The organism is Pseudomonas psychrophila HA-4 (genome assembly GCF_000282975.1).
Taxonomy (GTDB): Bacteria; Pseudomonadota; Gammaproteobacteria; order Pseudomonadales; family Pseudomonadaceae; genus Aquipseudomonas; species Aquipseudomonas psychrophila_A.
Map to the genome: position 1 here is coordinate 33,479 of NZ_ALJC01000025.1, position 24,617 is coordinate 58,095.

The 24,617-nt window shown below is 57.0% G+C and carries 20 protein-coding genes; 16 read left to right on the plus strand and 4 right to left on the minus strand.

What is annotated here, in order from left to right; translation table 11 throughout:
* Nucleotides 1-139: 139 nt before the first annotated feature.
* The 14 genes from B347_RS0102950 (at nucleotide 140) to B347_RS0103015 (ending at nucleotide 16,075) form a co-directional block, all read left to right on the plus strand.
* Nucleotides 140-1,054: an SMP-30/gluconolactonase/LRE family protein gene (locus B347_RS0102950; RefSeq protein WP_019408217.1), complete on the plus strand. Its 915-nt coding sequence runs from the start codon at nucleotides 140-142 to the stop codon at nucleotides 1,052-1,054.
* Nucleotides 1,051-3,156, plus strand: coding sequence for an acetate--CoA ligase family protein (locus B347_RS0102955; protein ID WP_019408218.1), 2,106 nt, complete (start codon nucleotides 1,051-1,053; stop codon nucleotides 3,154-3,156). Before B347_RS0102950 ends, B347_RS0102955 begins: the two co-directional genes overlap by 4 nt.
* 137 nt (nucleotides 3,157-3,293) lie before the next feature.
* Nucleotides 3,294-3,845 carry a flavin reductase family protein gene (locus B347_RS0102960; RefSeq protein WP_019408219.1) on the plus strand — a complete coding sequence of 184 codons (552 nt, stop codon included), beginning with the start codon at nucleotides 3,294-3,296 and terminating at the stop codon, nucleotides 3,843-3,845.
* A 22-nt stretch (nucleotides 3,846-3,867) separates the two neighbouring features.
* Nucleotides 3,868-5,424: an SDR family oxidoreductase gene (locus tag B347_RS0102965; RefSeq protein ID WP_019408220.1), complete on the plus strand. Its 1,557-nt coding sequence runs from the start codon at nucleotides 3,868-3,870 to the stop codon at nucleotides 5,422-5,424.
* Nucleotides 5,421-5,717, plus strand: coding sequence for a hypothetical protein (locus B347_RS0102970; RefSeq protein WP_019408221.1), 297 nt, complete (start codon nucleotides 5,421-5,423; stop codon nucleotides 5,715-5,717). Before B347_RS0102965 ends, B347_RS0102970 begins: the two co-directional genes overlap by 4 nt.
* Complete coding sequence (locus tag B347_RS0102975) at nucleotides 5,714-6,502, plus strand: enoyl-CoA hydratase-related protein (protein ID WP_237719095.1); 789 nt, start codon at nucleotides 5,714-5,716, stop codon at nucleotides 6,500-6,502. The genes B347_RS0102970 and B347_RS0102975 overlap by 4 nt, the downstream gene beginning before the upstream one ends.
* 226 nt (nucleotides 6,503-6,728) lie before the next feature.
* Nucleotides 6,729-7,799 carry an LLM class flavin-dependent oxidoreductase gene (locus B347_RS0102980; protein WP_019408223.1) on the plus strand — a complete coding sequence of 357 codons (1,071 nt, stop codon included), beginning with the start codon at nucleotides 6,729-6,731 and terminating at the stop codon, nucleotides 7,797-7,799.
* A 162-nt stretch (nucleotides 7,800-7,961) separates the two neighbouring features.
* Nucleotides 7,962-9,224, plus strand: coding sequence for an MFS transporter (locus tag B347_RS0102985; protein WP_237719094.1), 1,263 nt, complete (start codon nucleotides 7,962-7,964; stop codon nucleotides 9,222-9,224).
* A gap of 68 nt (nucleotides 9,225-9,292) precedes the next feature.
* On the plus strand, nucleotides 9,293-10,078 hold the full coding sequence (locus tag B347_RS0102990; protein ID WP_019408225.1) for an enoyl-CoA hydratase: 786 nt from the start codon (nucleotides 9,293-9,295) through the stop codon (nucleotides 10,076-10,078).
* Between the two features lies 1 nt (nucleotide 10,079).
* Nucleotides 10,080-11,582, plus strand: a complete 1,503-nt coding sequence (locus B347_RS0102995; RefSeq protein WP_019408226.1) for a 3-hydroxyacyl-CoA dehydrogenase — start codon at nucleotides 10,080-10,082, stop codon at nucleotides 11,580-11,582.
* A gap of 73 nt (nucleotides 11,583-11,655) precedes the next feature.
* Nucleotides 11,656-12,093: an acyl-CoA thioesterase gene (locus B347_RS0103000; RefSeq protein WP_019408227.1), complete on the plus strand. Its 438-nt coding sequence runs from the start codon at nucleotides 11,656-11,658 to the stop codon at nucleotides 12,091-12,093.
* Nucleotides 12,094-12,182: 89 nt separating this feature from the next.
* Nucleotides 12,183-14,309 (plus strand): 3-hydroxyacyl-CoA dehydrogenase NAD-binding domain-containing protein, encoded by a 2,127-nt coding sequence (locus tag B347_RS0103005; protein WP_019408228.1) that lies wholly within the window; start codon nucleotides 12,183-12,185, stop codon nucleotides 14,307-14,309.
* Nucleotides 14,310-14,311: 2 nt separating this feature from the next.
* Complete coding sequence (locus B347_RS0103010) at nucleotides 14,312-15,496, plus strand: acetyl-CoA C-acyltransferase (RefSeq protein ID WP_026013955.1); 1,185 nt, start codon at nucleotides 14,312-14,314, stop codon at nucleotides 15,494-15,496.
* 189 nt (nucleotides 15,497-15,685) lie between these two features.
* Complete coding sequence (locus B347_RS0103015; protein ID WP_019408230.1) at nucleotides 15,686-16,075, plus strand: VOC family protein; 390 nt, start codon at nucleotides 15,686-15,688, stop codon at nucleotides 16,073-16,075.
* A 119-nt stretch (nucleotides 16,076-16,194) separates the two neighbouring features.
* Here B347_RS0103015 and B347_RS0103020 read toward each other — a convergent pair whose 3' ends face one another.
* The 4 genes from B347_RS0103020 to B347_RS0103035 all read right to left on the minus strand — a co-directional run bounded on the left by B347_RS0103020 (nucleotide 16,195) and on the right by B347_RS0103035 (nucleotide 21,533).
* Complete coding sequence (locus tag B347_RS0103020; RefSeq protein ID WP_019408231.1) at nucleotides 16,195-17,382, minus strand: hypothetical protein; 1,188 nt, start codon at nucleotides 17,380-17,382, stop codon at nucleotides 16,195-16,197.
* Between the two features lie 13 nt (nucleotides 17,383-17,395).
* Nucleotides 17,396-18,283 carry a nitrilase family protein gene (locus tag B347_RS0103025; protein ID WP_019408232.1) on the minus strand — a complete coding sequence of 296 codons (888 nt, stop codon included), beginning with the start codon at nucleotides 18,281-18,283 and terminating at the stop codon, nucleotides 17,396-17,398.
* A 169-nt stretch (nucleotides 18,284-18,452) separates the two neighbouring features.
* Nucleotides 18,453-20,393 (minus strand): flavin monoamine oxidase family protein, encoded by a 1,941-nt coding sequence (locus tag B347_RS0103030; RefSeq protein ID WP_026013956.1) that lies wholly within the window; start codon nucleotides 20,391-20,393, stop codon nucleotides 18,453-18,455.
* Between the two features lie 99 nt (nucleotides 20,394-20,492).
* A complete protein-coding gene (locus B347_RS0103035; protein ID WP_026013957.1) occupies nucleotides 20,493-21,533 on the minus strand; it encodes a LacI family DNA-binding transcriptional regulator in 1,041 nt (346 codons plus the stop codon).
* Nucleotides 21,534-21,746: 213 nt separating this feature from the next.
* On the opposite strand from B347_RS0103035, the gene B347_RS0103040 reads away from it, so the two are divergent.
* The gene (locus B347_RS0103040; protein WP_019408235.1) at nucleotides 21,747-23,078 is read left to right on the plus strand and encodes an MFS transporter; all 1,332 of its coding nucleotides are present in this window, start codon (nucleotides 21,747-21,749) and stop codon (nucleotides 23,076-23,078) included.
* A 13-nt stretch (nucleotides 23,079-23,091) separates the two neighbouring features.
* On the plus strand, nucleotides 23,092-24,456 hold the full coding sequence (locus B347_RS0103045) for an amidase (protein WP_019408236.1): 1,365 nt from the start codon (nucleotides 23,092-23,094) through the stop codon (nucleotides 24,454-24,456).
* Nucleotides 24,457-24,617 lie beyond the last annotated feature (161 nt).

The window sequence follows — 24,617 nt, forward strand, 5'->3', positions numbered from 1 at the left end:
TAAAACATTACAACAGGGCGCCACTTAATAACGGCTTAAGAACACTCGGTATCCCGATAAACAAGGCTTGATTGATGAGTGCCAGTGTTATGGCGCGACGAACGCGCTCGCCTTGAAGTTAGGATAAATAAGGAATGCCATGCCTATTACGTTTACGCGACTGGGCGAGTTACCGGATTTACTCGGTGAAAGTCCGGTATGGGACAGTCAGAACCAATGTTTATATTGGGTCGACAGTGTTTCAAAGTTAATTCGCCGTTACGAGCCCGCCAGCGGTGCATTCAGTCAGTGGCAAGCACCGTCCATGGTGGGTTGTGTCGGGCTGGGCCAAGGGCAAACGCTGGTTGTCGGCCTGGCCGACGGGATTTACCGCATGGCGCTGGACAGCGGTGAATTTACGCCCTTGCTGCGTCCACATCCGGTCAACCCCGACGTGCGTTTCAACGACGGTCGTACCGACCGTTTCGGCCGTTTCTTGTGCGGTTCTATGGGCATTCACGCCGATCCGCAGGGGGCTCTCTATCGGGTTTCGGCGGATGGCCATGGCGAGATGCTGGCCAACGGTATCCGAATTGCTAACACCCTGTGCTTTAGCCCGGACGGCGACACCATGTACTTCGCCGACAGTCTGGACCGCACCATCCGCGCTTATAAATATGGCCATGAGCGCCTGCCTCTGACCGAGCCGCGACGTTTTACCGAAACCGAAGTGTTGGGCTCTGGACCAGACGGCGCGACGGTCGACGCTGAAGGCTTCATCTGGGTCGCCCTGGTGCAGGTGGGACGCATCGCGCGCTTCTCCGCGGACGGCATTCTTAACCGCCTGATCAAGTCACCGACTGACATGCCTTCCTGCCTGGCGTTTGGCGGCCCGGATCTGTCGACCCTGTACGTCACGTCGATCAAGCACTCAGGCACAGGTCGTGCCATTTCTCGCCATCCTGACGGTGGTTTCCTGTTTGCCATCGACGGACTGGGTGTACAGGGCCTGCCGGAACCGCGATTTGGGCAGTGCCCGGTTACGGTTGAACCCATTGAGAGTATCTGCGTATGAGCAATCAGCCTTCTTTATCGGCACTGCTGGCCCCGCGTTCAATCGCGCTCGTCGGCGCCTCACAAGACCCTACCCGCATCGGTGGACGGCCGCTGCGCTACCTGCGGGAGAGTGGTTACGCCGGTGCTGTTTACCCGGTTAACCCCAATCGTGAAAGCGTTCAGGGCTTGCCAGCCTATGCCTCGATTGCCAGCCTGCCGCAGGTGCCTGACGTCGCTCTATTGGCTGTACCGGCCGCCGCGACCTTGCAGGCTGTACGTGAGTGCGCTGAAAAGGGCGTTGGCGCGGCGATCGTCTTCTCGGCGGGTTTTGCAGAAGCCGACGATGGCGGACGGGCTGTCCAAGAGCAAATCAGTGCGATTGCCCGCGCATCAGGAATGCGCATTTTGGGTCCCAATTGCCTTGGCGTATTTAATGCGCGAGCCAACTACTACGGCACGTTCTCGGCTATTTTCGATGCGAGTTTTATGCAGCCGGGGCCGCTGGCCATCGTCTCGCAGAGCGGCGCCTATGGGTCTCATCTGGCGCATTTAGCCCGTCAGCGTGGGCTGGGAATTAACTACTGGATCACCACTGGCAACGAGTGCGATGTCGACGTGGCCGAAGCCCTCAGTTGGGTAGTCGAGCAGCCGGACGTCAAAGTGGTCATGGCATACGCCGAGGGCATCCGTAATCGTGAGCGCTTTTTGGCGGCGCTAGAGAAAGCGCGGCAAAACGAAGTCGCGATTGTCTTCATGAAAGTCGGTCGTTCGGCTGTCGGCGCCCATGCTGTGAGCTCGCACACAGCCGCTCTGGCTGGCTCGGACGCGGTGTTCGATGCCGTCCTGCGCCAATACGGCGTCTACCGCGCGCGCACCACGACTGAGCAGCTAGACGTGGCCTATGCCGCCGCTCGTGGGCGTTTCATCAGTGGTAATCGGTTGGGCATATTCACCCTTTCGGGTGGTTTCGGGATTCAGATGGCCGACGATGCTGAAGCCGCCGGTCTGGCCGTGGCACCCATGCCCCCCGAGGCCCAGCAAACACTTAAAGCGCTGTTGCCCTATGCCTCGCCTAACAACCCGGTGGACGCAACGGCCCAGGCGCTTACTGACTTGCCGCTGATGAGTCAGTTTATTCGGGCCATGCTCGACCAAGGCGGCTATGACCTGTTTACCGCCATTCTGGGCAGCGGCCCGGCCAGCCCAACGTTCGCAGACTCGCTGCGCCAAGCCATGCAGAAGGCCACCGAAGGCAATAACGAGTGTCTCAAGTGCCTGACTATGTCGGCACCTGCCGAGGTCGTGCGCAGTTACGAATCTCAGGGTTTTCTCGTTTACGAGGACGGCAGTGCGCTGATTAACGCGCTTGGGGCGCTGGTGAGCTTTCGTAAAAGCTTCGACATGGCCCGGCAGGCGCGTGTGGCACCCGCCAATGTGCCTGCTATTAACATCCCCAAGCGTGCCATGAGCGAACACGAGGCCAAGTCGTTGCTGGCCCAAGCCGGGATTCCTTTCCCGCCCGAGGTACTGATTGCCCCTGGCGCTGACCCGTCTCCGGTGGCTCGCGATTTGGGGTTCCCCTTGGTCATGAAAATTTCCTCGGCAGACCTTCCGCACAAAACCGAAGTGGGCGGCGTTCGGCTGCACCTTAAGGACGAGCAGCAAGTGCGTGACGCCATGACGCACATGCTCGCGGAGGTTCGCACCCAGGCACCCGCCGCGCAGATCGATGGTGTCACCCTTGCGCCTATGGCCAGCGGCGGGGTGGAGACTATTGTCGGTGTCTTCATCGACCCGGTCATGGGGCCGATGGTGATGTTCGGGCTAGGCGGGGTTTTTGTGGAAGTTCTTAAGGACGTGACCTTCCGTGTGGCGCCTTTTGATTCAACCGAGGCGTTGCGCATGATCCGTGAAATTCGCGGCTTCGCACTGCTTGAGGGGGTTCGAGGTGCGCCGCCTTCGGACATCAATGCGCTGGCCGTGCTGTTGGCACAGCTGTCGCAGTTTGCGGCCAACCATGCCGAGCAGATTGAAAGTATTGATCTGAACCCTGTGCGGGTGTTGGAGCAGGGCAAAGGGTTGGTAGTCCTGGATGCACTGATTGTGGCTGCCGCTGGTTGAGTCCATCGGGCTTGCTTTATTACCACTATGAATCGTTTGCGCCGGGCACTGTATTGACTGCACCGGCGAGTAGAAAAGACGGATTAGGTTCACGCCTTGCGCGAACCCGACACACTCAAAAACCGGAGATTGCCTGTATGTCTATCGATCAGGAAGTACACGCCTTGGCCGCCGGATGTTTGCCACCGCACGTGTTGAACACCCATGTCGACCCTTCAGCCTTCAAGCTATCGATGCGCCAGATCGCTTCGCCGGTGGGGATCATCACGACCCGCCACGGCAGTTTACGCAATGGCCTGACGGCTACCTCGATCTGTTCGGTGTCGATGGAGCCACCCACCATGTTGGTGTGTGTCAACCGCAATGCCAGTGCCGAAAAGACCATCGCCGAAAGCGGCGCGTTTGCTATCAACATGTTGACGGACGCCCAGCATGGCGTGGCTCGACTGTTTTCAACCCCCAAGCTGTGCCCGGAAGACCGTTTTGCCGGGGCGCAATGGAGCGAAATGGTGACCGGTGCACCGATTCTGGAAGGTGCCGTTGCCACGTTCGACTGTGTGGTGCAGGCGTGTATTTCTTCCGGCAGCCACAACCTTTACATCGGTCGGGTTATTGCGACGCGGTCGTTGGATCAAGACATTTTGCTCTACCGCGACGGCTCGTTCCGCCGACTCGAATCCTCCAACTGAAGTACCCGTACACGGGGGCTCTATGACACAACAAGAAAAAGTAGTGGTCATCACCGGCGCTGCTGGCGGCATTGGCCGAGCGCTATGCGAGGGGTTTGTCGCTGATGGGTACCGCGTGGCGGCAGTCGATCGGGACGGCGTGGCCTTACACGCGCTGATGATGCAGTTGGGGGCAGGGCACCAGGGTTTTACCTGCGATCTGAGCAGTGAAGCGCAAATCGTCGAATCGGTGGGGCGCATTGCCAGCCACTTTGGGCGTATCGATGTGTTGGTCAATAACGCAGCGGTTGGGCCCACCATGGAATCGACTGCGCAGACCAGCGTCGAGGGCTTTGAGCAAGCGTTGGCAGTCAACGCGGTCGGCCCCATGCTGATGGCCCGTGAAGTGTCGCGCTACATGGGCGATACGGGCGGCGCGATAGTCAACGTCGCGAGCTTGGCGGGGTTGATCGCCAACCCCCGACGCAACGCTTACGCCGCGTCGAAAGCAGCGGTGCTCAGCATGACCCGCTCTCTGGCGTGCGAGTGGGCGCATCGGCGGATTCGGGTTGTGGCGGTCGCCCCGGGTTATGTCATGACACCGATGGTGGCCGATCTAGAGCGTGACGGCAAAGTCGACCTGAGCCGCGCCCGTCAGCGAATCCCCATGGGGCGGCTTGCTCGCCCTGATGAAATCGCCGCTGCGGTGCGTTTTTTGGCGTCTGCGCGTGCGGGTTATATCACCGGTACCGAACTCATTGTCGATGGCGGCTGGGCGTGTTTTAACCAGCCAGGAGACGCACACCCGAGCGTCCCTCTACCGCCAGTAGCTGAAAGCCAGCGAGATGTCAGCCAGTCGGGGCCGCGGGTCGTTGTGGTGACGGGTGGTGGTCGGGGAATCGGCGCCGAGATTGCGCGTAGCTTCCGTGGTCATGGTGACCACGTGATCGTGCTGGACCAAGAGGCAGGTGACATGCACCTCGACCTGCGCTCAGAACATGCCGTCTGCGAGGCCTTTGCAGGTATCGTCGAACGCTTCGGGCGCATCGATGTGCTGATCAACAACGCCGCGGTTGCCGACACGTTCATGCCCGCTGAAGAGCAGGGCAGCGACTACCTGATGAACATTCTTAACACCAACCTGACCGCGGCCTTTGTGTGCAGCCGTGAAGCCCTCAAACGAATGCCGGGTAACGGTTCTGTGATTATCAACCTGGGGTCGATCAATTCGTTTCGCCCGTTTGCCCCACGCCATGCCTACGGTGCTTCAAAGGCCGGACTTGAAATGCTCAGTCGCTGCCAAGCCGCCGAACTGGCTGAGCAAGGTGTGCGAGTCGTCACACTGGCGCCGGGATACATACACACCGCTGGTACTGCCGAGCTTGAGGCTGGCGGGCGTATCGATGCCAACCTGATTCGACGGCGCATCCCGCTGGGGCGCTTCGGCCAGCCGCAAGACATCGCTGATGCGGCGCTGTTTCTGGCGTCTGGCGAGGCGTCTTACATCAACGGTTCCACCCTGTATGTGGATGGCGGCTGGACGGCGTTCAGCAATGCAGGGGATGCCGCCATCCTGAGCCATGAGGAGCACAGCGCATGATTCTTGAGTTCAACAACGACAGCGGCCTTTCGGTGAGCGAGCCGGATGACTTTAAGGCGTTCAAGTTGCGTATCAGTGGATGCGCGCCAGGCGATAAACCGGTGATTGAGGGGGTTCGCTATCTGCCCGATGAGCATGCTTACATCGATCAAGCTCAAGTGATTCAGGCCGTCGGCGCCCACGCCAATGCCGACTGGCACGCAGGGTTCATGGCGATGCTTGAAGCCGCATCGAAGTACGGCTGGGTTGAGCCTGGCACGCAGGCTATCAAGGCGCACATCCAATGGACATGACTCTCCCTGTGGTACTCGTGCGTAAAGCGGCTGGTGTTACCGTCATAACGCTTAACCGTCCCGACAAGCTCAATGCCTGCACTGTGGCGATGCTCGAAGCCCTGTTGACGGCGTTGCAAGAGGCGTTTGCCGATTGTGCGTGTCGCGTTGTCGTGCTGACGGGAGCCGGGCGTGGCTTTTGTGCAGGTCAGGATCTGAATGAGCGAAAGCCGGTGCCGGGGCAATTGCCTGACCTTGGAGCCTCATTGATCGAGCATTACAACCCGGTCGTGCAGGCCATCCGCAGTGCTGAAAAACCAGTGGTGTGCGCGGTCAATGGTGTCGCCGCCGGTGCCGGCGCGAACATCGCCTTGGCGTGCGACATTGTGTTGGCATCGCGAACGGCGCGGTTCATCCAGGCGTTTGCCCGCCTTGGCCTTGGGCCTGATGCAGGCGGTAGCTGGTTTTTGCCGCGCTTGATCGGTGATGCCCGCGCCCGCGCCATTGCTTTGTTGGCTCAACCTGTAAGTGCCGAACAAGCGCATGCCTGGGGCATGATCTGGCAAGTGGTTGAAGCTGATGAGCTGATGACCACGGCAGAGAACCTGGCTGTTGAATTGACCACCCGCGCACCGGGCTCGATGGCAGCCATCAAACGGGCTTACCAAGCGTCGGCTGAACATACCTTGGAAGAGCAACTGGCCCTTGAAGTACACCTGCAACGCGATGCAGGGCATAGCGCTGATTACGCCATTGGCGTAAGTGCCTTTTTACGCGGGGAGCCACCGGTTTTTATCGGTCGTTAAACGCTTTATCACGTATCTGAATCTGCGCGGCTGCACGGTTAATTGTTGGAATAGCCAGCCATAGCTCACGTAGACTTAATCACGATAAAGACCCCATTAATAACACTAACTAACAGACTCAATAACCGTCTGTAAGTGTGGGTATGGAACTGAACTATTAGTTGATATTTGTTCGCCGTTTAACACTGTCCATCTTTGCAACCAACAATTATAAAAGGGCCTGCACATGGAATTTGGAACTTTCATCCTCGCCGCTCAGCGCGGTTACCATCAAACGTCTGAACATGTGATTCGTCACTCTATAGAACAAGCCATCGCTTCCGAGAAAGCGGGCTTCCATACCGCTTGGTTCGCCGAGCATCACTTCAATAATTACAGCCTAGTACCTTCACCGCTCATGATGGTGGCCGCCTTGTCCGGCCTCACCCGCACCATTCGCCTGGGCACGGCGGTGTGCGTGCTGCCGCTGTACCAACCGCAACGCCTACTGTCCGAGATCGGCTTTGCCGATATTGTGTCCAATGGTCGCCTTGAGCTGGGCGTGGGGTCGGGGTATCAACAATTTGAGTTCGAACGTTTCGGCGTCGATGTCAGCAATGCCCCTCAGGTGTTTTCCGAGTACCTGGATATTCTGCAAAAAGGCCTCAAGCAGCCGATTTTCGAACATGACGGTGAACACCTGAAAATCCCGCCCACGGCTATCTCAGTACGCACCGTGCAGCAGCCCGGACCGCCGATCTGGCTGGCCGCGGGCTCGCCCCGCAGCATGGCTCGTGCCTATCGCGAAGGTCACAACTTGTTCGTGACGGCTTTTCATGACGGTATTGAAATGGTGCAAACCCTGCGCGAGAGCCTTGAAAGCGCTGCCGCGAGTGAGGGTAAGCAGGTGACGGATGCACGTGTCGCCTTGCTGCGGTGCTGCTTTGCTAGCGACAACGAAAGCGAAATCAACAGTTACTTGGACAACGCCCGTTACCAGCGGCGCCTTTCCGAAGCCTTACAGAAGCGCCGCCAGCAAAGCAGCGATGGCTACCTGATGCAGGAAATGCCGACCGAGAAAGACCTGTCGTTCGAGCAAATGCGCAAGAACATGCCGATTGGCAGTGTGAATTATGTGATCGATAAATTGCTGGAAGAAATAGACGTACTCAAGCCCGATCAAATTGCCGTGCAAACACAGCTGGGCGACTTTGACGAGAAAACCATGCTGCGTCAGATCGAGTTGTGGGGTGAGACCATCATTCCTGCCGTCAATAAGGCATTGGCTAACAGCGGGCGCACTATTGTCCCGGCATGACAATGGTTAGCGGGCGTGGGCAAACATTGCACCATGTCCGCGTTTAGCGCAGGCGTTTCAAACGGTGATTTACATAATAAAGGCACATTGTCTTTACTTAGCGCTGCACCAATCAGTGAGATAAAAATAATGATAAAAAATCTTAGGTGGGTGATTGTTTTATTGCTGTTGCTTTTATATGTCATCAATTATTTGGACCGCGTTGCGCTGTCGATTGTTTTACCGCTGGTTGAGGCTGACCTTAATTTGTCACCGGAACAGTTCGGGATCATCTTCGGCGCCTTCTTTCTTGGCTATGCCATCTTTAACTTTCTCGGTGGCATTGCTGCTGACCGCTTTGGTTCGCTTTGGGTGCTGGGCGCGGCGGTGGCGTTATGGTCAGTGTTCTGTGGCCTGACTGCAATCGCCACCGGGTTTTGGTCGATGCTGATCCTGCGCATTCTGTTCGGTATGGCTGAAGGTCCGATCTCGGCCGCAGCGAACAAGATGGTTAATGCTTGGTTCCCCAGGCGTCAAGTGGCGACAGCGGTGGGCCTGGTGTGTGCTGGATCCCCCTTGGGTGGCGCTGTTGCCGGGCCGATTGTCGGTTACTTGGCGGTGTCCTTTGGCTGGCGGCTGTCGTTCGTCATCATTGCCGCCATTGGCTTTGTCTGGCTTTGTTTCTGGATCTACTTGGCAGCCGATGCCCCAGAGAAAAGCAAGCGAGTGACTGAGGCTGAAAAAGCCCAGATAGAGCAATGGAAACGTGAAGAGGTCGTGTCACTCAAGGGTGTCGTTGAACCGCGTCGGTCCATGTGGTCATACATCAAACTCCCGGCCATTCTCGGCACCTCCTTTGCCTTTTTCGCATCCAACTACACCCTGTTTTTCTTCCTGAGTTGGTTCCCGACCTATTTGATGAAGGCCCATGGCCTAAACATCAAGGAAATGGCCTTGGCCACAGTGATTCCTTGGGTGGTTGGCTTCATCGGCATGACCATCGGCGGAGTGCTGTCTGACTTTGTCCTGCGCAAGACCGGAAAACCGGTGCTGGCACGCAAAATTGTGATGGTCACTTGCCTCGGCTGTGCGGCTCTATGCGTCGGTTTGTCGGGTTTTGTAACCACGTTGTATGCGGCCGTAGGATTGATGTCCATGGCGCTATTTCTGCTCTACACCGCTGGGCCGTCCTATTGGTCGGTGGTGCTGGATAACGTCGACAAAAACTCGGTGGGTTCTGTTACCGGTTTCTTGCACCTATGCGGCAGTTTGGCCGGCATGGTTGGGCCGGTTGTCACGGGTTTTATTGTTCAGCAGACTGGCAAGTTCGACAGCGCTTTTCTGATGGCTGGTTGCGTCTCGCTGACCGGCGCCGTGGTGTTGTTTTTCCTGCTGCGTGAGCCGCGGATCAAGTCGGCGCCTATGGTTCCCGGCGAAGCAGTCTAACGCTTGTTCATGGCTGTCCCGTCCGGGGCAGCCATCCTTCTTTTACATGGCATGGCAGGGTATTGAAAATGTCCACTCCTGTTCCTGACGTGGTCACGGCCACGGTTCAATCCGATGGTGTCGCGCTGGTGTTGATCCATCGTCCTGACGTGAAAAATGCCCTCAACCTTGAAGTGCGGCAACGCTTGGCTCAGGTGTTTTTGGACCTTGCAGCGGATGAAGCCGTCAAGGCAATCGTCCTGACGGGAGGCCAGCAGTGCTTTGTCGCCGGCGCAGATGTGCGCGAATTTGCTGATGCCTCGCCGGTGCAGATGTACCTGCGCCACACCGAACGCCTGTGGCAAGCCATCAGTCAATGCCCCAAACCTGTGATTGCAGCCGTCAACGGCCTTGCGCTGGGCGGTGGCTGCGAACTGGCCATGCATTGCGACATCATTATCGCGGGGCGTCAGGCGCGTTTTGCGCAGCCCGAAGTCAAGCTGGGGCTGATGCCAGGTGCGGGTGGCACTCAGCGTTTAATCCGTGCGGTTGGCAAGTTCCAGGCAATGCGTATGTTGCTCAGCGGTTGTCAGGTAAGTGCTGCTGAAGCGCTGGCCATGGGCATGCTCAGTGAAGTGGTCGACGACGATAAAACGCTGGAGCGCGCGTTAGCCCTGGCGGCCGAGATTGCACGCTTGCCGCGCCTGGCAGTGGAGCAGATTAAGGAAGTGACTTTGCTAGGCGCGCAGATGCCGCTAGAGGGCGCCTTAGCCCTTGAGCGCAAAGCATTTCAGTTGCTATTCGACACCCGCGATCAGAAGGAAGGCGCGCAGGCGTTTCTGCAAAAACGGTCTGCGCAATTTCAGGGAGCGTGACATGCACATCATTGCTGTTATCGGTACAGGCGCCATGGGTGCCGGGATCGCCCAACTTTGCGCGCAGGCTGGGTTCAACGTTCGTTTATATGACGTACAGGCCGGTGCCGCGCACAAAGCCCGTGATCGGCTGGCACAGGTGTTCGAGACCCTTGCTGGCAAAGGGCGGCTTACGCCAGGGGACGTCACACAGGCCCTTGCCAACCTGCAGGTCAGTGTCTCTCTGAAAGAACTGCACGACTGCGACTTGGTGATCGAAGCCATCGTCGAAAAACTTGACGTCAAACAAGCTGTGTTCAAAGAGCTTGAACAGATTGTGCGTGCCGACTGCCTGTTGGCCAGCAACACTTCATCCCTGTCTATCACGGCCATTGCTCAGGGTTGCCAACGGCCGTCACGGGTTGCAGGGTTGCACTTCTTCAATCCGGTGCCGCTGATGAAAGTCGTCGAGGTCATCGCCGGGCTCGAGACCGACAATGCCGTCATCGAGCAACTGATGACATGGGTGAACCAACTGGGGCACTGGCCGGTGCGCTGCCACGATACGCCAGGTTTCATCATCAACCATGCGGGTCGGGCTTATGGCACCGAAGCGCTGGCCATCCTGGGTGAGCGTGTTGCACCGGTGCAGGTTGTTGACCGTGTGTTGCGTGAAGCCATGGGGTTTCGTATGGGGCCTTTCGAACTGTTTGACCTGACGGGGTTGGACGTATCGCACCCGGTAATGGAATCGATCTTTGAGCAGTACTACCAAGACCCGCGTTATCGGCCGTCGGTGCTGACTCGCCAAATGCTCAATGGCGGGCGGTTAGGGCGCAAGAGCGCTCGCGGATTTTATAGCTACCCACGGTCCGAGGAGGCGCAGCAGCCTCTTGTGCGTCCAACGTGCAATCCCCCGGTCTGGATTGGTGCCCAAGAGCCTGAAGATCACCGGGCCCTCGCCAATTGGCTCGCAGGGCAGGGTATTACGCTGGATAACGCCTCGATCCCGGGTGCCGACTCGCTCTGCCTCCTCGCACCCTATGGACTTGATGCCTGCGGTGCTGCTCAGGCATTTGGCACTGACCCAGCCCGCACCCTGTGTATCGACATGCTTCCAGGCATCGAGCGCCACCGCACCCTGATGCGTACGCCGGTGACACATACGCACTTGTGCGATTTTGCCTTGGCCCTCTTTGCCAATGACACTGTCGGCGCTTCGCTGATCGAGGACAGCTTGGGGTTTATCTGCCAGCGGGTGATGGCGGCTATCGTCAATCTGGCCTGTGACATGGCGCAACAAGGCATTGCCACTCCCGCAGATATAGATCGAGCTGTGCAACTCGGCCTCGGCTACCCCTCGGGGCCGCTGGCATGGGGCGATGCATTGGGCGCAGCGCGTGTGCTGAATATTGTGCAACGCATGGCCGAAACCAGCCATGACCCGCGATACCGCCCCAGCTCTTGGTTGCGCCGCCGGGTTGGCTTGGGCTGCTCGCTCGGCTTTGAGAGGTCTGCATGCTGAGCGTGGCGTTCCAAACCACGCCACCCCGGCTTATTGAGCCGGGCGCAACCACCTCGATTTTTTGGGAGGTGCTATGAACAGTCGTATCGAGCGTCCCGTTCGCTCGGCCTTTTCGCATTTCACTGCCGTCCACACGCGCTGGGGCGATAACGATGCCTTCGGGCACGTCAACAACGTGGTTTATTACTCGTACTGTGAGTCGACCATCTGCGCCTACCTGATCGAGCATGAGGCGCTGGACATTGTTTACAGCCCGGTGATCGGCGTGGTGGTCAGTTCTAGCTGTACCTACCATGCCTCGGTGTCTTTCCCCGACGTAATTACGGTGGGCATGAAGGTGACGCATCTGGGGACCAGCAGCATGCGTTACGAGCTGGCGCTGTTTCGCAACGATGACCCACAGGCGTCTGCGGTCGTGCAAATGACCTATGTGTATGTCGACCGCGGCACTCATAACCCCGTGCCGATCCCATCATTCATTCGCGACGTATTGGGCCGCTTGCTGGAGTGAGCCGCGTTGAGGCGCAGAGCTTTTCACCACGCCGTACCCGCTTAATGAACCCGCAGCAAACGGGTGACATGCCTATAGAAGGAAACCCCATGAGTGCCCTGATTAACTATCGCGCAGAGCATCGGCTAGCGCTTATCGGCTTGGTTCATGCACCGGTTAACGCATTGGGCCAACCCCTGCGCAGTGAATTACTGCAAGCCCTTGAACGAGCCGACGCCGACCCTGACGTACACGCCATCATTCTTCAGGGTGAGGGTCTGCCCTTTAGTGCCGGGGCGGATATTCACGAGTTTGGTACCCCGCGTGCTGTCGCTGCGCCGCATTTACGTGAACTGCTGCTTAGGTTGCAACAACTGAACAAACCCGTCATTGCGGCTTTGTCGGGTGTGGCTTTAGGGGGCGGACTTGAGCTGGCGCTCGCTTGCGGGTACCGCATTAGTGAGCCGACGGCCTGTTTTGGCTTGCCGGAAATCAAGCTAGGGTTGATACCCGGTGCTGGTGGGACTCAGCGTTTGCCACGCTTGATCGGTGCGCAAGCGGCCCTGGACATGATGATCAGTGGGCAAATGATCAACGCCCGGCGCGCCCTTGAGTTGGGCTTGGTGGACGGCTTGAGCAAAAGCCCTCAAAGCCTGCTGAACGAAGCGTGTGCCTTTGCCCATCAATTGCTTGAAAGAAATGCCCCGGCTTTTCCAGATCCGCGGTGGGGTTTTCCTGGTAGCGGGTTGCCTGATGATTTCTTCATCCAGTACCGCCTTACCCAGCAGGCTCGATGGCAAGGACAACTCGCCCCGCAAAGTGTCATATCAGCACTCGAAGCGGCCTGCACACTGCCTTTGACCGATGGCCTGGCGCTAGAGGCCGAACTGTTCCAGGCACTGGAAGCGTCGAGCCAGTCGGCTGCCTTGCGCCATGTGTTTTTCGCCGAGCGCGATGTTGGAAAGTTACCGGGTATTAGCGCTGACACACCGACTCGGCTTATCCGCAAAGTCGCGATTATCGGCGCGGGTACCATGGGCGGCGGGATCGCCATGTGTTTTGCCAATGCGGGCATCCCCGTGGCACTGCTGGAACTCAAGGCCCAAGCACTTGAGCATGGCTTGATGCAGATTCGCCACCTCTACCAAATCAGCGTGGAGCGCGGCAAATTGACCCCCGCTCAGCTGGAACAGCGCATGGAACTGCTGCACGGCACCCTAGACTATGCCGAGATCGGGGATGCCGATCTGGTCATCGAGGCCGTGTTTGAAAGCCTGCCCGTCAAGCAGCAGGTGTTTCGGACGTTGGACGAGGTCTGCAAGCCTGGCGCGATTCTAGCCAGTAACACCTCGACCCTGGATATCAACGCCATTGCCTCTGTTACGCGGCGCCCGTGGGATGTGATCGGTTTGCACTTCTTCAGCCCGGCCAGCGTTATGCGCTTGTTAGAGGTGGTACGTGGCCGGGACACTGGGTCTGACACCTTGGCAACGATGCTGGCTATCGCAAAGCGTCTCGGCAAGGTTGCTGTGGTCTCTGGCGTATGCTTCGGTTTTATTGGTAATCGCATGCTCGAGCCCTACTCGCGGGAGGCTCATCGGCTGTTGCTTGAGGGCGCCAGCGTGGCGCAAATCGACCGGGTACTCACCGACTTTGGCATGGCAATGGGCGTGCTGGCGATGCACGACCTGGCAGGCATCGATGTCAGTTACCTGATACGCGAATCGCGCCGCGACCTGACCGCCCATGACCTCAGTTATTGTCGGATCGCCGATGTTCTTTTCGAACAAGGGCGTTATGGCCAGAAGACTGCCCGGGGTTTTTACCTCTACGAAGGCCGCAAGCGGCAAGAAGACTGCGAACTCCTCTCGCTGGCTGAAGGTATCGCTCACGAATTGGGCATTGTCCGCAGGGTGATCAGCGATGAGGAAGTGCATGACCGCTGCCTATTCATGTTGATCAACGAAGGCATTCAACTGCTCGATGAAGGGATTGCCCAGCGCAGCGGCGACATCGACTTGGTGTGGATCAATGGTTACGGCTTTGCGGCCTGGCGCGGGGGGCCTTTGCATTACGCCGAAAGCCTGGGGCTGGCGCACATTTTGGAGCGCATCCGGCATTACCGGGACGCCTTGGGCGCTTATGGGCAGATGTGGTTACAGCCCGCGCCTTTGCTCGAACGCCTAGTTGCGGCGGGCCATACCCGTATCGAAACCCTCACCGTCAAGGACATATGATCATGCGTGAAGCCGTCATTCTTTCTACTGCCCGCACACCCATCGCCAAAGCTTTTCGTGGTTCATTCCATCAGCTAACGGCACCGAGCATGGCTGGCTACGCCATCCGGGGTGCCGTTGAGCGCGCTGGCATTGAAGCCGATGAAATAGAAGACTTGGTTATCGGCACCGCCATGCCGGGTGGAACCGCAGGCTGGAACTTGGGGCGTATGGCAGCGCTCGCCGCAGGACTGCCTCTCACGGTCAGCGGCCAGACGCTGGACCGCCAATGCGCCTCCGGCTTGATGGCGATTGCAACCGCCGCAAAACAAATCATGGTCGATGGCATGGACGTGGCGCTGGCTGCCGGTCAGGAACACATCAGCCTGGTCCAAAATCGCTATATGGAATGGGCCATGGCCGAGCAGGACCCTCGCGTTATCCGCAACGCCGCGCATGCTTATATGCCCATGTTGCAGACCGCAGAATATGTGGCCCGGCGTTATCAGGTCAGTCGCGAAGCTCAAGACGCCTATGCACTGCAATCACAATTGCGAACGGCGGCGGCGCAACAGGCTGGACGCTTCGACAGTGAAATTGTGCCCGTGACTTCATACCGAGCAGTCACTGACCCAGCCACCGGGGGTATCACTCACGAACCCGTGACCCTGTTGAGTGACGAATGCAACCGACCCCAGACCGTGCTGGAGGGGTTGGCGGCACTGAGGCCTGTTATCGAAGGCGGCAGTATTACTGCTGGCAATGCCAGCCAGCTTTCGGACGGTGCCAGCGCGTGTGTGCTGATGGACGCGGGGCTGGCCGCGCAACGCAACCTGACGCCACTGGGGCTTTACCGAGGGGTTGCAGTGGCTGGCCTGGCCCCGGAAGAAATGGGTATCGGCCCGGTTTACGCGGTGCCCAAACTGCTCAAGCAGCATGGGTTGCGCGTTGATGACATCGGCTTGTGGGAACTCAACGAAGCGTTTGCCTGCCAAGTGATTTACTGCCGTGACCAGTTGGGTATCGACGGCGCCCGAATGAACGTCAATGGCGGCGCTATTGCCATTGGCCACCCTTATGGTATGAGCGGTGCTCGCATGGTGGGGCATGCGCTGCTTGAGGGTAAACGTCGCGGCGTAAAATACGTGGTTGTCACCATGTGCGTGGGCGGCGGCATGGGTGCGGCGGGGTTATTTGAAGTCCTGTGAAAAGAATGGGATCTGGCAGTCAGATTCGATGTGAGTGTCATCGCGATGACCCGTGCTGGCAGGTGTGCCTGTTGCCACGCCTGCGAACACAGTACGTGAGCCTTCGTCGATTATTCATGCCACATGCAAGTATCAAGCATGGGAAACTCCAGCCAATTGCCTCTGCAAGCCAACCCTGGAGTTACGCCCATGATTGACCATCTTGACCATTTAGTGCTGACCACCATCGACCCGTTGGCTGCTGAAAATTTTTACGTGCGCGTCATGGGCATGCAGGTGCAAACTTTTTCGGGTGGGCGCAAGGCGTTCGCTTTTGGTCAGCAGAAAATCAATCTGCACGTACGTGGCCACGAGTTTGAACCCAAAGCGCATTTGCCGGTTCCAGGCGCGCTGGACCTCTGTTTTATCGCCTCGATCCCCTTGGACCAAGTGATTGCCCACCTGGCCCATGTCGGCTGGCCAATCATCGAAGGGCCTGTGCTGCGCACGGGTGCTACCGGGCCAATTCGTTCGGTGTATCTGCGGGACCCGGACCTGAACCTGATCGAGATTTCCGAACGCGCAAACCAATCCGGATGAGCGTGAGAGGAGGGTGTGAGAGGGTTGAGGTGCATCGCTTAATACTGACTCAAGTGCGTAGAGGATTGCGCAGGCTGCGATCTTTTGATTTTTTAAAGGATCGCAGCCTGCGGTAGCGACTACACGGTGAACCAGCCAATCACTGGAATAATCAGTAACGTGCTAATCGCCATCGACAACACATTGCCAATGTAAGGATGCATGTACTTCGGTAGACGTCGGCTAATCGTATACGCCAGTGGCGGGGCGATTAGAGCCCCGAGTAAAGCGCTTGCGATCATTACCGTCGCGCTGCCACCGTAGGTCAGCACTGCTGCGGGTACAACCGATACCAAGGGCACATAAGTGGGATACCAGCCGCATTTTTTCCATTGGCTACGCCAAATAATCACCCCTAGCAGCGAGGTTAATGCTTGCGCTGCCACTAGGTGCAGCAACAGGCCTGAACCATAAGCGGGGCTTAAAGGATTTAAGGCATAAGCCAGTAAAACCCCGGCCAACATTCCCAGGCTGGCCCATTCGTTGCCAAAGAACGGCGCTTCGGAAAAGTCCGCTAGTACCCGGCGTAACGTCCAGATCATGCCGTAGTCAGAGGTCGGTATAGCTTTAGGTTTTGCGGCGTTTTTTGCGACCTGACTGCTCACCAGTACAGGCATGAAACGGCACATGCCAAAAGCCACTGCACTGCCGAGTGCCATGCCCAGCACATTGCCAATCACTACGGGTAATCCTAAGGGCAGGCATACGAAATTAACGATCAGCAGGCAGCAAGGTGTGACTAGCAAGGCACCGAGAACTGCTCCATTGAGCGTGACTTTCCAGCCGCCACCAAACAGCAACACCATCGCGGCGGGTAATGACACAAAGGCAGCGAATGTCGGCTGCCAGGTCTTGGCAGTCAATGTCCAACCCCACAGTACATTGCTCAATACCAGTCCCAACAGTGAGCTGGCGACTAACCAAGGCCATAGTCCTGTGCCATAGCTAATGCTGAACCCTTGCCATGCTTTAGCGTAACGACTGGCCCAGTAGCCCAGAGCGCCACCCAGCAACAACCCCAACGAGGCAAACTCGTGCTTGTAAAAAGCGACCTCGCTGATATCGCCAACCACCCAGCGCAGCCACGCAAACGGCGAAGGCCAGTCGCCCATCATGTCGCCATATCCGGGCCAGTAATTGGAAGTCGATGAGGCGTAGAGCCAGGATGAACCGGCTATCAGCGCAACTGTCGCCAGCGCGAAGGCTATGAGCAACGCAAGGTAACCGACGGCGGTATTTGAAGACTCTTTTTGCGATAAGAACGGCATGACGGCGTCCTCGTTATCGTGGCAACTGCGGGTGATTTACATAACCGAGCATCGACTCATACACATCAACACGGCGGTCGCGGTGCAGGTCGTTCAAGCTGTTCCAGATCGGCGCGCTGCGTGAACTGCTCAGGTCAATATCGGCATACAGAATGGTCTGCTCATCAGATGAAGCCACTTCGCCGATGGGCCAGCCATTGGTTCCGGTAATCAGCGAGCAGCCCAGATAGCGCTCACCGTGTTCCTCACCGATGCGGTTGGCGGCGGCAATAAACACATTGTTGGCGTGAGCGGCGGTCATTGTCAGATACGAGGCCATGCACTTACCGGAAGCATCGAACAGCGGCGGTGGCGTCCAAATCCAATTATTCAGGCTGCAGATAATGTCCGCACCTTGCAGACTCAACAGGCGTGGCACTTCAGGAAACCAGATGTCCCAGCAAATCAGCAGACCGATGCGCCCAATCGGCGTATCAAACACTGGGAAGCCCAAGTTTCCGGGGGTAAACCAGAGCTTCTCGCGATTCCATAAATGGGCCTTACGGTACTTGCCAATAAAACCGTCCGGCCCTAGCAACACCGCGCTATCAAACAACTGCGTACCATCCCGTTCCGCCAGTCCTGCGGCCAGATACACCTGATGCTTTCGCGCAAAATCCAGCCAGGCCTGCACGCTTAAGCCATCAGGAATGAGTTCGGCATGTAGAAAAGCTTCTTGGCGAGTGCCGAACAAATACCCCGTGTTGGCCAACTCCGGCAGCACGATGAGATTTGCCCCGTTAATGGCAGCCTCGCGGGCCAGTTCCAGGCTATGTTCCAGATTGGCTTGGCTATGTTGTATGCCCACTTGTGGGTCGAATTGCACAACAGCAACGCGCACTGCACTGACCGCTTCGTTCATGGCTGACACCTCTTTTTATTTTATGACCCGCTGGATGGCGGGTACTTAGTAAGAAGATTTATCAGAGCTGGTGTATGTCGGTTGTGTCCGCTCGGTATGTAGTCTTTTGCCTTATGTAAGGTGTTACTTATCCATTTGGACTACGCAAGAAAGGACTTTTAACGGTTTGCTAAGGGCGCGTTTGATACTCTGGATACTCATCTAGACTGAAGCCTCCGTTGAACTCAGCTTGGGTGGTGTTACACAAGTTGATGACGGTATCAATTGCACCTCGCAGGCAGGGCTCAGTCCAGCCAGCATCGACAGAGAACGATTCTCCGGCAAGGTAGAGTCCGGAGACATGCGCATAATCACGGTTGTATTTCATCAGGCTGACCGCCTCGTAATAAGTGCCTGCGCGATACAGTTTGGCGCAGCCAAGCGCGTTCTTGTCCGTGACCCAGCGTTGAACAACAGCATTCTGAGCGTCGATGTAGGGAGATATTGGGCTCTTAATGTTTGAGGCTCGCAACAGGATACGATCCAGTTCGGTGATGCATTTTGCGACTAGGGTTTTATCATCAAAGGAGGCCAGTTTGGTTGCATCATCTTCCCACGTGTAACTGAGCAAAATGCAGTCGTAGGGATAGGTATCGTGATAGCGGTAGGTATACACATCGTGGACAAAACTGTCGGTAACGATAATTTGCGGTATTTTCTTGTTTTTAGATAAAAAGCCTTTTTTAAGTGGCGCGTAGACTTTGCAACTGGTCTCCCAATGAGCAGTTTTGTAGGCATTGATTATTGAATGCGGCAACATGCTTTGACTGAAGTTCTCCAGTTGGATATGGGTTTCAATAATCCAAGAGGGAAGGGTCATGATGACTGCATCGAAATCTTCATAGCGTTCAGATGTGCCTTTCGAACGGCTAACGTTCCAGTCGTAAGTGACGCGAATTTGACCTGACTCCAGTTTAGTTATTCGAGTCACTGACGTGTCTGTTAGGAAGCCTTCACCCCGACTCCGGCAATGATCATAGAAGGACAGTCCATTGACCGATATCTGTGTGAACATCAGGCATTCATCAAGTGCTGCCAGACCTAGATAGCGGGGTGGCTCAAAGTCCAGATCATTGCAGTCTTTGAGCGAAGGAACGCCCAGATATGGGGAAGGTATAGGGTTGCCTTCAGTGTCTACACGGCCATGCACCAACTGCAACTGGCTGCTAAATCCGAAGATTGCGGTACGTAAGGGATAGAGGCAGCAAACATCATAAAACGCTCCCCAACTGCCATCACCGATGCCGATGGAGTAGAAAATAGCGGATTCTTCCTGGCTCATGCCAAGCCCGCCAAAATCGCCTGGACTCTCTACTGCCCATTGAGCGAGTGCAGGCAGTGTTACCAAGTCACGAAAGGAAAGCGCTTGATAGCGTTCGACAATAGCCGCCCACAGCTTTTCCCATTGCGGCGAGCCATAGATGTGTGCAATTTCTCGCGTCATTTGGTCGGAAAAGTGCCGCCATTTCCCGTAGACCTGTTGAAGTTTTTCTGACGGCGGTGGTGTGTGGCCCTGCGGATTTTTCCAGATCAACATCTGTGGTTCGAGTTGGCTATCAAGCAGTCCTTCGCGCAGGTATATGCCTGTGCTGCGGACCTGTGCAGTACCAGGATTCGGGAAATCTGATAACTGCAAGTCGAACAGTTTGCAGTAATAGGCCATAAGTGATTGGCCTTCTGTAGCCGGTTCGCCTATTGAGTTAAACAGCGGCATGCGCATTGCCCCCATTTCAAACGGCGTGCTGCCTAACAAGGGCGATTGCCCGTTGTTGATAACAGACAAGTGGCGTCCGCCAATACGATGGGACTGTTCAAGCAGAGTGACGTTTGTGAAACCGCATCGCAGAAGTTCCCGCGCTGCAGTCAGACCAGTAACGCCAGCTCCGATGATGCAAATTTTATGGTCGGGTTGGGTCGCGCTGGCAATACCCAATGGTTGCTCAACCAATTTACGGTAGTTAAAACATAAATCGGGAGGCCCAGGAAATCGACCTCTCCATGAAGACGCCTCATGAGTGGGCAAATGTTTGGCGATGAATGCCGGGTAGTCGTAGGTTGATCCGATCGTCACAATTTTGCACTCCGTCGTGTGTTCAGCAGTGGAGTGCGCACCTTAGAAGTGAACGGTGAATCATTAGTGGTAGATATCTACGACATTGGAGCGCAGCGGCTACAAAGCGTTATCCAGCGAAACTGATGAACTCGCCCGCACCTGCAATTGGGGAGTCAGCATAATCGACTCCGCTGACTCGCCTTTGATGCGTTTAAGCAACAGTTCAACCGCATGTTGGCCCATCTCTGCCAGTGGCAAGCGCACGCTGGTCAATGGAACCATCAGTTCGTTAGCCAGCGGGATGTCATTGAAGCCGACCACGGCGATGTCTTTGCCTGGCACCAACCCCTTGTCGCGCGCAGCACCCATTAGGCCGATGGCCAGAAAATCGTTCACCGCAAAAAAAGCGTGCGGGCGTGGGTTAAGCCCAAGTAGATATTCGCCTTGTTTGTGCCCGGTGAGGCTGTCGAAAGGCCCGTTGACGGTCCACTCGGGCCGTAGGGTAATGCCTTGTTCTCGGTAATAACGGGTGAACCCGCGTGTGCGATCAGCGCCAGTCGAGGCATGCTTTTCACCGGCCAGAATGGCCACCTCGCGACAGCCCAATCGGTACAGGTGCTCGGCGGCCAGCCAGCCGCCCAGTTCATCGTCGCTGCACGCCGCCACATGTCCAGCAATCTGGCGGCTGACCAGCACGTAGGGGATGTGTTTGCGGGTCAGTAAGTCGAGCAGGGGCTGGGTTTCACCCACGTGTGAGTCGCCTACGATCAGCCCGGCTACCGAGCGGCGCAAGGCGTGTTCGGCACGTTGCATTTGGCGCGGTTGCTGGTCGTCGGTATTGGAAACGAAGGTGATGTAGCCAGCCTGTTCGGCGGTACTGTCGATACCGTCGTAAATGGTCGCCATCACTAGGTCAGTCAGGCGAGGCATCAGCACACAGATTTCCTGGCTTTTACGCAGCTTAAGGTTAGATGCCTGGGTGTTCGGTCGATAATCGAGCTCTTTTGCTAACGCGCGAATACGCTCTACCACTTCGGGCGACGCCGCTCGCTCGACCCCGGCCGGGTCGCCATTGAGTACCCGGGATACGGTGGAAACGTGCACGCCGAGCGCAGTCGCCATGGACTTCAGGGTAGCGGGGCGAGATGGATTCGGCATGTGTGAGAGGCTTCCTGCTGTCTGTTATTTAGCGCGCGAATTCTACCCGAACAGGGGTGTACGGCGCTTGGTTAAAATTTTTACCCAAACGTTTGACTAAAACTTTTGTGCGCTCTACATTTCGCCAACCCAAACGTTTGGGTCTCACAATAAAAATACGCCGGACGCGGCCGATTTTTTGACTTCTGCCATCATTTGAAGAGTCAGAGCCCTATGAACAGTCCTGCTATCCCGTCTTACCGCTACCAGATTTTCTTCCTGATCATGCTGATGGCATTGCTCAACTACATCGACCGTGGCGCGATTGCATATGCCTCGGCGAGCATTCTTCCCGAGTACGGTTTTGATAAGGCCGACTGGGGCAAGGTGTTGGGTTACTTTGGTTACGGTTACATCCTCGGCGCGTTAATTGGTGGCATTCTGGCCGACCGGTTTGGCGCCAAGCGCATTTGGCTTATTGCGGGTGCTACGTGGTCAATCTTTGAAATTGCCACCGCGTTTGCAGGTGACTTCGGCTTGGCGTTTCTCGGTGGTTCGGCCATGGCCGGTTTCGCCACTATCCGCGTGATGTTCGGCTTTGCCGAAGGCCCGGCCTACTCGGTCATCAACAAGAGCGTTGCGAACTGGGCGACCCCTAAAGAGCGCGGTTTTGTGGTGTCGGTTGGCTTGCTTAGCACCCCGCTGGGAGCACTGCTGACAGCACCGATCGCAGTGGGCCTGCAAACGCTGACCGGCGACTGGCGAAGCATGTTCGTGATACTGGGCGTTATAAGCCTAGCGCTGTTGATTTTCTTCATGACGCGCTTCACCAACACCCCTGATGAAAACCCGCGCGTGTCCAAGGCCGAGCTTGAGTTTCTGCGCAAAGAGCGCGCTGAATCAGTCAATGCTTCGACCCCTACCACCACCGTTTCGCCGGTGTGGCACTTCTTCAAGAATAAAGACCTGCTGCTTAACGCGGTTGGCTACTTTTCGTTTGTGTACGTGACCTTCCTGCTGCTGACCTGGACCCCCAAGTACTTGCAGGACGAGTTCCACTACAACCTGTCGTCTATGTGGTACATGGGCATGATCCCTTGGACCGGTGCCTGCTTCACTGTGCTGTTGGGTGGCAAAATCTCCGACTGGCTGCTGCGCCGCACTGGCAATCTTAAAGTCGCCCGTAGCTGGCTGGCCGCAACCTGCCTGTTGTTGACCACGCTGTGTTTCATCATGGTGTCGCAAGCCCAAACCGTGTGGGGCGTGATCGCCCTGATGACCTTGGCCAACGCCCTCAACGCGTTGCCTAACTCGGTGTACTGGGCTGTTGTGATCGATACCGCGCCATCGAATCGGGTGGGTGCTTACAGCGGCATGACCCACTTCATCGCCAACACCGCCTCGTTTATCGCCCCCATGCTCACTGGCTACCTGACCGTTCGCTACGGCTACTCGTCGATGTTCGTGGCCGCGGCAGTCGCCACTGCACTGGGCATGAGCGCCATGTTGATGGTGCGTCCCGGTGGTCGACAGGCAGTTGCATCCCCTCTACCTGCTGCAGTTTGATGGAGTTGTTTGTATGAGCCTGGTGAAGCCTGCCCATGCTGGATATTTTTTTGGCCTATCGGTCATTGCGCTGGCTGAACGCTTACGCGAGGGTAGCTTGACGAGTGTCGAGTTGACCCACGCAGCTCTCGACAGCATTGAGCGCCTCAACCCGACCCTAAACGCCTTCGTGCAGGTCGATGCCCCCATCGCATTGGCGCAAGCGCGTAAGGCAGATGAACTGTTGGCCGTAGGCCAAGACCTAGGGCCGCTGCACGGCATTCCGGTGGCGGTCAAAGATAACATCGACACGTTCGACTACATCACCACCTATGGCTCGGCGCATTTCGAGGGGTTTAAACCGAGTCACGATGCGTTCTGTGTAAAGCGCTTGCGTGAAGCGGGAGCGGTGGTCGTCGGCAAAACCTTGACCCATGAATTCGCCTACGGTCCAACTGGCGACCGATCGCTACAGGGAGCAGCCCGTAACCCGTGGGATGCCCGTTGCATCACCGGTGGTTCCAGCGCGGGCAGTGCAGCCGCAGTGGCCAGCGGTATGGTGCCGCTGGCGCTGGGTACTGATACCGGCGGCTCAATCCGGATACCGGCGGCCTTGTGTGGCGCGGTTGGCTTCAAACCATCTTTTGCCAGCGTGCCACTACAAGGCGTGTTCCCGCTGTCGTCCAGCCTCGACCACGTCGGACCCATTGCCAATCATGTTGAGGACGCGCGGCTGCTGTTCGACGTGATCGCCGGCCGTGAATCTAAGCCGCAGGCCCACCCGCGACCACTGCGTGTGGGTTGGATCACCTCCGGCAGCTTTGGCCCGGTCGACGCTGAGGTGGATCGCCAGGTTTACCAAGCGGCGCATCAGATATTTGGTGACGCGTTGCAGCAGGCTGCCGAACTGGCGCCGATGGTCGCAGGTATGAAAGAAACCTTGTTGGTGTTGCAACGTGCTGAAGCCTTCGATATTCATGCCGAACGCATGCAGAAAGCACCGCAGTTGTTCGATCAAGAAGTACGCGAACGCCTCGAGCTGTCGCAAGAAGTTAGGGGGTGGCAATACATTCGTGCGCAGGCCAGCCAAGCGCAGTACAAGGCGCAAATGGCCCACTTGTTCGAACGCTATGACGTGTTGGTTTCGCCCAGCGTGCCGATTACCGCGACCGAAGTGAATGCACGCGAGGTCCGCGTTGGCGAACAAGACATCGACGTGCGCGCCGCCGTACTGAGCTACACCAGTGCCTGGAACCTCACGGGCCTGCCTGCTATCAGCCTGCCGGTAGCGTGGGTGAAAGGTATGCCGGTGGGGCTTCAAGTGATTGGCGCAGCGGGGGAGGATGACCGTTTGTTGCAGCTAATGGCCGAGCTTTTTGTGCGCAGCCAAGTGCCCTAACACCTGTAGGAGCAGCCGATCGACGCTCGATTGCCTCGCGATCTTTTAGATCAAAAGATCGCGAGCAAGCTCGCTCCTACAACTCAATTATTTTTTTGGATTGAGTGCGGTGCAGCTCAACGCTGCAGCCCTTTGAATCCGTACCCTTACTTTTTAGTGAG